At 50.3% G+C, this 12,702-nt stretch carries 8 protein-coding genes and 1 pseudogene; 8 read left to right on the top strand and 1 reads right to left on the bottom strand.

Features of this window, described 5'->3' with window-relative positions; genetic code table 11:
- The 8 genes and pseudogenes from AC4FIC_RS01360 to AC4FIC_RS01325 form a co-directional block, all read left to right on the top strand.
- Positions 1 to 617: hypothetical protein (locus AC4FIC_RS01360; protein ID WP_490359365.1), on the top strand; the 617-nt coding region annotated here is incomplete at its 5' end.
- Positions 618 to 874: 257 nt separating this feature from the next.
- Positions 875 to 3,280, top strand: a pseudogene (locus tag AC4FIC_RS01355) (M4 family metallopeptidase); the annotation flags it as partial.
- Between the two features lie 273 nt (positions 3,281 to 3,553).
- Positions 3,554 to 4,060 carry a GEVED domain-containing protein gene (locus tag AC4FIC_RS01350; protein ID WP_474339795.1) on the top strand — a complete coding sequence of 169 codons (507 nt, stop codon included), beginning with the start codon at positions 3,554 to 3,556 and terminating at the stop codon, positions 4,058 to 4,060.
- A gap of 153 nt (positions 4,061 to 4,213) precedes the next feature.
- Positions 4,214 to 6,070, top strand: a complete 1,857-nt coding sequence (locus AC4FIC_RS01345) for a Hint domain-containing protein (RefSeq protein WP_100256618.1) — start codon at positions 4,214 to 4,216, stop codon at positions 6,068 to 6,070.
- Between the two features lie 142 nt (positions 6,071 to 6,212).
- Positions 6,213 to 7,472: a hypothetical protein gene (locus tag AC4FIC_RS01340; RefSeq protein WP_193437323.1), complete on the top strand. Its 1,260-nt coding sequence runs from the start codon at positions 6,213 to 6,215 to the stop codon at positions 7,470 to 7,472.
- Between the two features lie 23 nt (positions 7,473 to 7,495).
- Positions 7,496 to 8,341 carry a GEVED domain-containing protein gene (locus AC4FIC_RS01335; protein WP_100256619.1) on the top strand — a complete coding sequence of 282 codons (846 nt, stop codon included), beginning with the start codon at positions 7,496 to 7,498 and terminating at the stop codon, positions 8,339 to 8,341.
- 14 nt (positions 8,342 to 8,355) lie between these two features.
- A complete protein-coding gene (locus AC4FIC_RS01330) occupies positions 8,356 to 9,837 on the top strand; it encodes an internalin (RefSeq protein WP_227003772.1) in 1,482 nt (493 codons plus the stop codon).
- Between the two features lie 97 nt (positions 9,838 to 9,934).
- Positions 9,935 to 11,092: a hypothetical protein gene (locus AC4FIC_RS01325; RefSeq protein ID WP_100256621.1), complete on the top strand. Its 1,158-nt coding sequence runs from the start codon at positions 9,935 to 9,937 to the stop codon at positions 11,090 to 11,092.
- Between the two features lie 120 nt (positions 11,093 to 11,212).
- Here AC4FIC_RS01325 and AC4FIC_RS01320 read toward each other — a convergent pair.
- The coding region (locus AC4FIC_RS01320) for a PKD domain-containing protein (RefSeq protein ID WP_490359364.1) at positions 11,213 to 12,702 on the bottom strand (1,490 nt) is incomplete at its 5' end.

Genomic DNA, 12,702 nt, shown 5'->3' with positions numbered 1-12,702 from the left:
TTGCAGCGACCCACGGGGCTCGGTTCGATTTCGGCCAGGCCGGTGACTACAGCGTGTTACTGATGCTCACTTTAGCGGATGGCCGGGAAGTTCAAGCAGAACAGGCCATCAATGTACCGGAACCCCAACCCGATCCGGAACCCCAACCCGATCCGGAGCCCCAACCCGATCCGAAACCCCAACCCGATCCGGAGCCCCAACCCGATCCGAAACCCAAACCCCAACCCGATCCGAAACCCCAACCCAATCCGGAACTGGAGTTTGATATAGAGGTAAGTCCTGGGTCGGCTGATGTGACCTTGATAAATCATTCCAATCACTATCTGGACAGCGCTCAGTGGGCATGGAACTACGGCGATGGCCAAATCAGTGAGATGAGCAGTTTTCAAGCGAGCCATCGTCATACTTATAATGTCGCCAGGTTGCCCAAAGATACACAAGAAATAATCGTTACACTGTCTATTAGTCAGAACGGAAATCTCTACCAACAACAAAAAATACTCGATCGTAATCGGTTACCGAAAGTCGGCGCTGTAATTTTCGCACTGCCGTTATGCCTCTGGCTGCTATTGCTGCGTATCGACTGGCATGTGCGCGGTTCGGAACGGCAGAGTTAGAATCATTGCTCGCCTGAATCGTAACCGTCCAGAGGATTCGGACAACCGAGTTAGTTCACCCGACAGCATGCAAGGATAGATAATGCGCCACCTAAGCCGTTACACCTGAACTGAAGTTTCGTATCGTTGTGATCGGTTAATGCCCTGGCCAATCGAGGTAGTTTGGCCATGGTTTAACGATCGATACAGGATTATTTCTGCGAATTTAAATAAAAATATTTAACTCATTCTGTATTGCACACTGGATTGAGGTGCCCATGTTATTACTTAAAAAAAATATTAAAAACACATACAAGTTTTGCAAACTCATCCCTTTAATGGGTCTGGTGTTAACCTCTGCGGCCACTTTTTCTGCGACCCCTCTCTCGAGGTTGTCACCAGTGGTCTCTGGCGAACAGGCCGGTAAAGAAACCTATGGAGACGTATCATGGTCGGCCAGCAGCCTAGCCCAGCGGGTATCTGATTACCTCGGTGCAAGAGCCATGTTAAGTTTCCGTGATGTGACATCAGACGTTGTCGCGCCTGATTTTCGGCAGTTGCAACAGACCTATCAGGGTGTCGATGTGGCGGACTCGGTTGTTGCCGTTTATCTCGATAAGACCGGCAAAATTATTCGCCTGTACGGGACCGTGTATGACGACTTGGATGCTGATTTGGCACTGCACAATCAGCATGCAGCCCAATGGGCTGAGGTGTCCATGCCGTTTGAGCCGCACGACATCGTAGAAAACTATTTGCAGAATTTAGCGGCAGAAGGCGACTGGGCGATTAGCCAATGGGCGCAACAATCGTTAATCAGCATTATTGCCGGCCAGGCGCGACAGGTAATCCGCCTATCCTTCTATGCAGAGCATCAGGACATAGGTAAATACCTAAGACCTCAGCTGCTGATCGATGCCTTCAGTGGCGAAATTTTAGCCGTGCAGGATAGCCTGCATTATGGGTCCCAAGCCGGCAGCGGCCCAGGCGGTAACCTGATGACCGGGCCGCAGCAATACCCCTGGGTCGGTCAGGCCATCGATGCCCTCAGCGCCGGCACCTTTCTGGTCACCCGCAGCGGCACCGATTGCACCCTGGGTGTTGCGCCCGAAGACGGCTCCTGGCAAAACAACGTCCAGGTGCTGAACGGCACAGACGCCAGTGCCGCCTATCGCTACCCGTGCAACGAAAAAGGGCTCCATGAAGAGGATCTCTCGATCCCAACAGGCGCCTACTCACCGCTCAACGATGCCAGTTACAGCGCCCAAGTCGCCTTCAATCTGTACGCCAACTTTGCCATCACCCGAGCCAAGGGGCCGCTCAATGAGATCGGTCGACCTTTAATCGTCAAGGCTCGCTATGGCTATGTCGATAACGCTTTTTGGAATGGCGAGTTTATCGCGCTGGGCGACGGCGCACGCTATTTCTACCCCAAGGTTGCACCCGATACACTCGGCCATGAGCTGGCCCACGCGGTACTGGAACACTACAGCCTGCTGAGCCAGGGGGGCGGCACATCGATGGGCATCGCCGAGTCCTTTGCCGACATCGCTGGCGAAGCAACGGAATACGCCATAGCGCAGCAAAGCTTTCAGCAAAATGATTGGCGATATGCCGCCGCCACCTTCAAGCCCACCTTGGCAGACGCTGCGCGCTATTTTGAGCAACCGTCGCTCGATGGTAAGTCGATCGATACGCCCAAGGATCGGCATTACCAGGTCACTGGCCATCATCTGGCAGGTCCCTTTAATCGCGCGTTTTTCCATCTGGTGACCGACAACGCAGCGCGTGGCTGGACGCCCTTGATCGGCTTTGACCTCTGGCTGACCGCCGCTGCCAACTGTTGGGTGCCAATTATGCAGTACGAGAGTGCGGCCCAATGCATCGTGGACTCGGCGGCTACCTTTCGCGCCCACAACAGCGCATTACCGAGCGACTGGAACGCCGAGGCGATTCGTTACGCGGTGATCCGAGCCTTTGCAAAGGTCGATATTATGACCACCAGCGACACCGAGTTGGTAGCCCTGTTTGACTATAAGCGTGTGTTCGATGGATTGCAGTTGCGCAATACCAGTTCCGTCGGTACAAGCACCAGCCCGGTCTATGACTGGGATCTGGGCGATGATGGCAGCATCGATCAGGTAACCCAGCGGCTAGCGGACACGGTCGATATCCTGCCCGCTGCGGGTGCTGACCGCCTCGTCGTTCGGCTTCGAGCCCAAGCGCCCAGCCAGCAAGATGACTATCTGAGAGAAATTGATCTAGCACCAGACTACTGCATCCCAAGCGGGTCTGGCGATGGAGCCGATTACATTCGCCAAGTTAGCCTCAATGGTACGGCCATGGCGGTGTCGGAGACCGAGCCGGGCGGTTATGCCGACTATACCGCAGAGCCTCCCTTGACGCTGAACCTGGCAGGCGAAAACAGCATTATCCTTACCCCAAACGATGATCTCTATTTCCGCCGTTGGATGGTGTTTGCCGATCTAAACGGCGATCACGACTTCAGCGATCCGGGCGAGACACTACTCGAGACCCGAAGTCAGGGCGCGATTACGGGCGCCATCGATCTGACCGGTGGGAGCCCCGCCAATAAGGGCCAGACCACCCGATTGCGCGTGCTGATGGATTGGGCCAGTGCTTCCCGGCCCTGCGGTCGAGCAAGCATGGGCGAGTATGAGGACTATCGTGTGACGCTGGTGACCCAGCCGGACCCTATGCCCGAGCCAATGGTCGCCTTTAGTTATGGCGTGGTAGCGGATAGCACCGTGGTGCAGTTTGAGAACCGCAGTGAGTCGGTACCGGCAGGGGCAACCTGGTCCTGGCAATATCGGCACCTGGATCAGGCCCGCTATACCGAATTTGCAGCGACCCACGGGGCTCGGTTCGATTTCGGCCAGGCCGGTGACTACAGCGTTCAACTTATATTGACCACGCCATTAGGTTCAGAGTATCCGGTGCAAGAAAGAATCTCCCTTACAGCCGACGGTCCAGCAGACCACGACTACTGCGCTGCAGGCAGCGTCGTTGATGGTCTCTATATCCGAAAAGTAGGTATTCATCATAAGGGTTTGTGGAACATATTGATCAATTCAAGCGCTGTCGGAGCCGAGCAAGGCTACACCCTTTACGGTAGTGAACTGCTCAAGCAAGCCCTACCTCGAGGGGAAACGATATGGATCAGCGTTACCGCTGTAGGTTCCGCGACCAGCAGTAAAAAGATTGGTGCCTGGCTGGACCTAAACCAAAACCATAGATTTGATATTGATGAAAATATCTATCTGACCGGCGGTAATAATCCTGCAACGACTTGGATTGAAGTTGCCCTGCCGGTCGATGCGCCGACCGGTCCGACGCGATTGCGGCTGATTGTCAAATCAGACGCCGTACCAGATGCCTGTGAATTGATAAGCCTCGATCAAGGCTCTGGCGAAGTTGAGGATTACATTGTGATCATCGAGTAAGAGGCAATCCACCCATCTAGGGGCTCAGGCTCATCGCCATGCACTGAGTCATAGATTTATCTGACTAACATGTGAGGAACAAAAATGAACAGGAAACTCATAGCTGTAGCCATAATCACTAGCCTAGCAAGCTTGAGCTTGGTGAGCGCTGACATGAAGAACAGCAGGTCTTCGGCAGTGGTGGTATCGAAGAGCGCTGATAGCCGCGCCGATAAGCCGGAATACCCATCCAGCTCAGGCCAACACGGCTACCTGAACCCGGCCGACAGTGCAGACTTTGCCACTATCATGGAACACCTAGGCTATGCACAGACCACGGCGGAGGCCTCACCGATGTTTTATCGGATGGTTGAACAGGCTCGAGCCGAAGCCCTGATGCAACCTAGCCTCTATGTGTTGCAGGCCGGCCTGGCGCCAGAAGAGGAAGCCATGCACCATTCTGTTTTGATGCCGAAACGCTTCTTCAGTAGCATCACCAATGAGGTTCGGCTGCTTAACAGTGCGACAGTAAATGTAACCGGCAATATTGCCTTCGCCTATACCACGGTGGTGCTCAAAGACCCGGCCGGACGACAGATCGGCGTGCCCGGATCACGGCGCGTTTATGCCGGCGAAGCCAATCGCTCTGTGGCGTTAGGGGATGTTGATTCAGCCTTTATACGCGATAACTACCAACCCAGTGATCAGTTCAGTATAGAATCCTTTGCGATGACACAGGACAACAGCGGCAAGCGCCTGTTCCATAAGATGACCAACAGACTCTATGCGCGAGCACTGATGAATGGCGACGGCCTTAGCAGCTATAATGGATTGCTCAAGATAGAAGCACCTGACCAAACACCAGAACATAAGGCCAGTCAGGCTCCCAATATCAAGGTCTGCCTCAACCGAGATCATGGCGATTGCGATATTCCTCAACTTTACGACGCCCAAACGCCTAATGCGCAACTGAAGATTAAGATACCCCTGAAAGGCGAAATTGAAACCTTTCATGAAATTACTCAAGTCTATGCACCGGGTGAGGGTGATGCCGCCATAACGGGCAATGAAACCGGAGCTTGGATAATGGCGGGTAATGCCGGTGCCAATGGTGAATGGGCGAGCATGCGCAACCCACGTGATGCACGTAGTTTTTTTGACTACATTGAGATTCGTCACTTTGTCGATGTCGAGGGCTTCGTTGGTACTAGGTTGACCTGGGATATACCGATGGAAGATGCGGTCTTCGGTGTAGGTGCGGCAACGGCGGGCACCATGTTCAAACGTTTTGAGAATGTGCAGTGGGAAATACGGATTAAGGTGAAGTCCCAAGACACCATTGACATGGATGGTGATATAGCCACAACGGACGATCGTTTCAGCCCCTTTACCGATGAATATGGTAACCCCGAGACGATTGAAACCGTATTCGTTGCCGAAAATGCTGACCTCGCCAGCAATCACACCGATTGGGTCTTAGCGGAGAAGCTGCCCTATCTCTATTTCGAATACAGTTGTGTTGCTAAGGGCACTCTGATCACCCTGCCAGCCGGTGCGGTCAAACCCATTGAAGAGCTCATCATAGGAGACTTGGTCGCTGGCAAGGGTGGCCTTATGAGAGTTATGGATACCTCTATTGGATATGAAGCCCTGCCCATGATCGAGATCCGAGATGATCAAGGTCATAGGCTGCTATTAACCGAGACACACCCAGTGGTGACCACGAATCGCGGTGTTGTGTGGGCGCAGGAAGTGCAACCCGGCGATCGCTTGTCTACTGACTTAGGTACCACCACCGTGCTGTCGGTTGGCAAGGAGTTGTTCAACGATACGGTTCATAACCTAGAACTTGAGCCAATACTGGGTGAGGATGACGCCCATGAAGTCATGTTTGCCAATGGCATCGCTATCGGTGATCTGGGCTACCAGTCGGCCCTTAGCTTTAAAGATAAGGCGCCTACAACGGTAGAAGGCGTTCTGCTCTCGCTGCCGATAGAGTGGCATGAAGATTACCTAAACTCTTTAAAATAGCCGTTGTGGGTCGGCAGTTGTTTCTGCTGGCCCTAATTCGCCGCCTTTCCTAACATTTAGCGAAGCAGTCAGCCCGCTGTTTGGGCTATCGATGTGTTAACGGTTATTGAAAAATTTTGGCGGCTTCATACAGGAAGCTCCCATGATCAAAATACTAAATAACGTCATTGTTATAACAAGAAACATGATCTATTGCCTCTATCCGATATTGGCTGCAGGTTTTCTCTCGACACCTCTGTGGGCAACTGAAATTCTCGGCATTGAAAATGATAATATTCAGATGGGTACTGCATACCATAGTGACAAACTGGGTTTTTATGGTTTTCAAGCGGTCAACGGCATGATCGACGATAGTTACGGCAATACCGAAAGTGAAATATCTTACTCGGTTGATTTGGGTTACCAGCAGTTACTGAACATGGTCAGTGGCAGTCTCGATGCATCCGTTCAGTTATCTGCTGTCAGTGTAGATGCCGGCGGCCTTTACGCGTCGAACAATGCCGCCGACAAGTACACCGGAACTTACACCATCTATATTAATTTGAAACCGAAAAAGAGGCGGTTGATTCCAAATACCGAGCACGGCTTTGCACCTACTCTTGCCGCAGTGCAGTTAGCCAATGCCTATCCCGGTAGCCGGGGTGAAGAGCTGGGCGATGAGTTTGTAACGGCTATCGAGTATGGTTCTTACCTTATCGTAAATATGAAAGTAGAGTATCGCAATGCCGAGGATAAACGAATAATTGGTGGCTACCTATCGGTAGATGTCAATGGCCTGGTGAGTGTCAGAGGTGATCTGTCGCTAATCGATGAGGAGGTTAAGCGATCGGTGAAAATCTCCATTTCGGCCATGCAGGTTGGTGGTAATCCAATGGAGTTGGCCGATATCATTCCAGAGGGCCTGATGCAGTGTAGCCTAAACAATCCGACACCGTGCTTCAGTCTTTTTTCCGAAACAGTGCGCTATCTAAAGTCGGCCTATATCCATCAATTTCAAACGCTCGATAACTATAATCCGGTCAAGTTGTTTACTGCCCGCTATGATCAATCAGGCCCAAACCTGTCTATTCTCACCCCGCCGACGGGCTATGATGATGTCAGCTATCTAACGAAATTAACGGTTAATCGTCTTAGTAACGATTGGATGACTGCCATGTTGGATAAGCGCAGGGCAGAAAATATAGTTAATTATTATGGCGCATATCTCACCAGCGAAGAAAAAAATGAAATTAATGAGTTGGCCTCACAGGCCCGGTCGAATGCATATCTCTTTGCGGAATCCGTTGAGTACTGCAATAGAAATCCTCTTGGTAACTTTTGTCGACAGCGAAATCAAGATATTCGCCAGGGAGGCTACCTCTATGTTTACGATGCCAGCCTGCTCGATCTCGAATCATTATAAATAGCTAATAAGGAAATGGATTAATGATTAAAAAAATAATTTCATTGATAGTCAGCTGCCTGGTGCTGGTGCTCGGCAACGCAGCCTATGGGTCTGAATACCCAAACTACGGAATTTGGAATGATCAACTAACGCCCACAGAGGCATTAGGTCGTTTTCAGTGGCTTGAAAAATGTTATAACGGTTTGCTCATCGAGACATGGGAGCGAATGTATGGTGCAACGATCCCGCGCAGTCAAGCAGAGAAGATATCCGACCTAAAAAACCATTGGTTGTACACACAAAATGGTTTACGAGCTGATGCCCAGTACCCAACATTTGGTGACTTTAAGCATGAAAACCCAAGTCAGTGGCAGGCTGGTCTGTCATCGCAGCAAGGATGTAAGACTATACCCCAAGGCTACAGCATGATTGGCTTGTTAACCTCTATTGACATCAGAACCTATTGTCCAATCAGTTCAAATGGTTCTCGCAATCTATCGATAAAAAGTGTCCGCTTGGGGGGGTATACCAATTCCAGTGGTGCAACCAATTATTCGAAGTTTTCCGGACATATAATGCCGGTTAATCGGGGTGATACGTTACGCCTAGTCTTAACCGAGGCGCAGTTTCATCCGCGTCTAAAAGGTACATGGCATGCATTTGTCGACTGGAATCGTAACGGTATTTTAAACGATTCGGATGAAATGGTAATCAGTAATATTGTTGCCGAGGCCGATGAGGTTTCGATTAATCTTGTCATTCCGCAGGATGCCGACACCGGCTATACCCGACTGCGGGTGACCGACGATTATGCCGGAGGCAGCGACAATCCGTGTGTAAATATTCGATATGGTGAAGTTGAAGACCATACCTTAAAAATTAATTAGTCGGGGTGACCAAGATGAATAGAAAAATCGGATCCCGTTTTATGCTAATAGGTTTTGCTACAGTCTTCAGTCTGACCGCTGCGGCTGTGAACCAGGATAAGACGCCCTCAGCACTGCAATCCCAATCCCTTGATAACTTTAGTTCGACCATTCCCGGTCTGGTAAATGACCACGTACTCATTGGTACCGCCTATAATAGTTCAACACACGAGTTCCTTAACCATCAGCCGGTAAAGGGCCTTGTGAGTGAGCAATATGGCGGTGTGCAATTTGACTTTCGTTATGATACCGATACCAGCTACGATGAGATACTCAGTGCCCTAAACGGGAGTGTGGATCTATCGGTTAATATCAGTGCTGTGCAGGTAAACGCTGGCGCTCATATTGCGAAGGAGTCTGCGGAGTCGGAGTATGCCAGTTCATACACCTTTACTGCTGGGGCCACCCCTAAGAAGAAGGTGTTTCTGCCCATCGACGCGAACTTGGGGTTTAGCTTGAGCCCTGTGGGTGAAATCATTGCCAATGACTATCAAGGGCGGTTGATGGAGTTAGCCGGTGATGAGTTTGTCACCTCAATCGAGTATGGCGCGCAGCTCTTTGTGAATATGCACGTAGAATATTTAAATAGCCAAGACAAGCGTGAAATCGGTGGCTACCTTGGCGTTGATATAGCCGGTGGGATAGTGAATGTCCAAGGAGAGTTAGATTTTCTCGATGATCAAAGCAAGGAGTCGGTGAAAATAACCGTCAGGGCGATTCAAAAGGGGGGAGAGCCTACCCGTTTACTTACTATTATTCCGAATAATATAGTGACCTGCTCCTTAAGCTACCCACAACCCTGTTTTGATCTGTTCAGTCAAGCGATTCAATATGCGAAAAATGATTTTCGTTATCAATTCAATCAGTTATCTGACTATAACGTGGTTAGCTACAAAACGACTCGCTACGATCGATCTACCGCCGATGTAAAACGCTTAGCCCCAGCGTACCAAACTATTAGCTTCGCAAGGAATCAACTCCTATTCGAACTGACGGATAGGTATAAGAAAGCCTTGATGGACGAGCAGCGTGCCGCCGACATTCTCTCAACCTATTACAGTTGGATTCCAGAAAGCGAGCGTTCAGACGTGGTGCAACTCCGGACGGTTGCTTACAATAACGCCTGGCTATTCTTTGATGCGGCGGAATACTGCCAAACGCATCCCTATGGGAATTTATGTGTTGACTATTGGAATAATATCGACTCGATTTGTAGGTCGACCGGAGAGGGCTGCGTGATTTCCTATGATCGCTCAATGTTGGATATTCCGACCACTGCACGCAAGGTTGAGCAGTGCGAACGGGCTCGGCAACAAGCTACCAATGCTGGGTTTGTTACCGAACCCTTGTCCTTGGCTTATCGGAAACTGCGCTGGGCTCCTGTCTTCATGACGGATCTGTCAGATGGAATCTTCGAGTGGACCCCTTGCGAATTTGCCTTAACCACCTATGAATAGCGCGTAGGATGCTCATCGAACTATTGGCTAACTTTAAACAATAAAAAAGACCATCGCGACTGGTGAGTCTTTTTATATCGGCCTAATGAGAGATACTATGATCATTCAACGATTTACACTCTTATTTATGTTGGCATTTGCATGCCTAAGCCATTCAATGGTGCAGGCCGGTCTTTACTCGGGTGTTAACCTCAATGCAAATCAACTTGGACGGGGTTTTGACAGTCAGCTGTCTGCCCTGCGCAATCATTGTGTAATGGGGGAAATCGTAACTTGGAATAATACCGAGGCCGATATCAGTTATGCCGGCCTGAAGTCCCACGAGCGGTATCTTGAGGAAACCTATGGGCGAGTAAAGGGCGGTGTAAATCTTGTTCTGTTCGCTGGATCGGTTAGTGCATCATTGAGCACAAGGGTCACTGAAAATTCAAGGACCTCTGCGTCAAGCATCAAACTGCTCTACCATGCCACGGATCGGTCGATCGAAAACAGAAAGCTGTCTCCCTATGGTGCCGCAGTATTGACTCAAGATGAGATCGCAATTGATGAGCTCTGTGGGAGTGAATTCATTCACCATCTTAAGTTAGGGTTGGAAATTTCAGTTACCACCAAACTCCATTTTCGTTCTATTGAAGATTATCAAAGATGGGTGACCAAGGTTAAGGTAAGATTTTTATTTTATTCAAAGACAAAAACCAAAACCAAGGAGTGGCTCGAGCTAACGGAAAACGCCGTATACAGTATTGAAATCAATGCCAAAGGGGGGATGACTGATCGACTGCAGGCCATTTTGGATGAAAATACAATCTTCTGCGTCACGAGCAATATAGATGCCTGTATCGATACGACCTCACGGTTGTTTGAGTATCTTTTCAGCGAAATGGGCTATATCGTCGATATTAGGGATGCACCGAAGCAAGTGATTTCGTTTAGTACAACGCCCTATTTGATCTCCGGCCACCTCGAATTGGCGCTGCCGCCTAATGCTGAAGTTAATCAATATCGATTCCAGGATGAGCGCATTAGGACTCGATTGTACGCCAACCAACAAATGAAAGAGGCGCTCTATGCATTTGCTCAGGTTGAGGCCGACGAGGCCATACGAGTTGAGTTATTAGCAAGAGTTTCATTAATCGAAGAGAATATAGAACTGCTTGATCAGGCCGCGGCCCTGTGCCGTACCTCAACAGACTGGTTGATTTGCGAGCGAGCAGTAGATGAGGCCTTATATGGGCAAACTAAAATTGAGTATTGATTGATTGATCTATCGTTAAACAGCCCTCTGGTATCCATGTTGATTCCAGAGGATCCATTGTTAGTGGTTTGACGACTGTAAAAGCGCCGCTATTAGGTCACGCAAAATTTTTGCAGCCTATTAAGTCACCTGATAATAGCGCCGACATCCCAGCAGGGCTAGCAACCAGAGCATTCGCAGCGGATTAAACGAACCACCCTTTCTGCTAGTCGGTTTGGAAATACTAACGTCCCGGCTAAGGCTTTTGCCGCCTGGGAGTAAAGCGTTACTAATCGTCAGGCTGACCCTGAAGCTGCCGGCATCACCATAGGTGTGCTCGACGAGCAGTTCGTTGGCGGTGCTGGAGTTGTCGTCGCCAAAGTCCCAGTCAAAGGTTGAGCCTGCCGGATACTGGCTGGGGTTGCCGTCGACCCGAATGGTTTTGCCAGACAAGGTATAGTCAAATCTGACTACCGTCGGTTCCGGAATAACAACCCACTGCTGCCAGTTACCCAGGCGGTAGCCTTCGCTGCTGAAGACGTCGAGTGCGATCTGGTAGCGGCCGGGCACACTGTACTGGTGCACCGGATTCGATTCGTTCGAACTTTGGCCATCGCCAAATTGCCATTGCCATGTTGCGATCTCGCTGTGCTCGATTGGCAGGGGCGTGAAGGCGATTTCATTGCCCTGTTGTTCCACTGCCACGCTTAGGTTGTATGGTTTTACCAAGTCCACCAGATAGTCTTCGATTTCGCCATAACTGCCAAAATACTGATAATCGGAGCATGGGTCGAGTTGTTCAAGGTCACCGCCGTTGGCGTACAACTGCAGAATACGCATGCGGGTTCGGGTTACCGCTTGGTCCAGTTTATGGGCCGGTAGGCTGATAGTGCCCGCCACGTAGCCCTGGCCATAATTCAGGCCATCCTCGGTGTAGCTGAAATCCCAGTGTGTGGCCAAACGTTCGCTCTTATCCTGAAACCAATAGCCATCACCAAACAACTTATCCTGATTGAGATCCATCCAGAGGTGATAGTGTTCTGCGTATTTGAGCCCGTCGGGGTTGAGATAGCCGGCCGTCAGGACAAAGTTATGTTGCTCAGAACTGTACAAGACAATGGGGTTGCCGGGATTGACTAGGCCACCTTCTTGGCCGTTGGTGAAACGTTGGTTATGAATGGAAAATTCCTCAATATACTCTTCGGTCACATTACTAACCGGTAGGCAGTAGTCATCTACTGGGTCTGGGAAAAGGTGTAGGGTTTGTTGCACACTTTGTTCAACCCAGGACCAACCGCTTGCATTGGATTGTCGAAACCCTATGGTCAGCGTTGCCGGGTACTCGCCAGGGCTTAAGAACGTCTTGCTGGTGGTCTGGTTTAAGCCCGTCCCGTCTGAACGTATCCTGCCTTGCTCGGCAAAGTTCCAGGTGACAGACCAGAGTCCAAAACTCTTGTTTTTGGGATCGACGGTAGTATTGGTAAAATTCACCGTTACTGAGCCGTCTGGCCGGAACTCTTTCTGGTAGCTGAATGCAGGCTTGATCTTGGCTAAGCCAGTGGTGCCTACACTTACTTGCTGAATAACCGTTAAACCGCCGGGATAATCGGCGTTGGTTAGGGTCAGGCTGA

It is taken from the genome of Reinekea sp., from assembly GCF_982785585.1.
The sequence above is the reverse complement of the archived record's forward strand: the minus strand, read 5'-3'. Positions and strand labels throughout refer to the sequence as shown.

What these genes read in the sequence shown, in the direction of transcription:
- AC4FIC_RS01340 (WP_193437323.1), top strand. Translation starts at nt 6,213, where the DNA reads ATGATCAAAATACTAAATAACGTCATTGTTATAACAAGAAACATGATC.
- AC4FIC_RS01330 (WP_227003772.1), top strand. Translation starts at nt 8,356, where the DNA reads ATGAATAGAAAAATCGGATCCCGTTTTATGCTAATAGGTTTTGCTACA.
- AC4FIC_RS01345 (WP_100256618.1), top strand. Translation starts at nt 4,214, where the DNA reads ATGAAGAACAGCAGGTCTTCGGCAGTGGTGGTATCGAAGAGCGCTGAT.
- AC4FIC_RS01335 (WP_100256619.1), top strand. Translation starts at nt 7,496, where the DNA reads ATGATTAAAAAAATAATTTCATTGATAGTCAGCTGCCTGGTGCTGGTG.
- AC4FIC_RS01325 (WP_100256621.1), top strand. Translation starts at nt 9,935, where the DNA reads ATGATCATTCAACGATTTACACTCTTATTTATGTTGGCATTTGCATGC.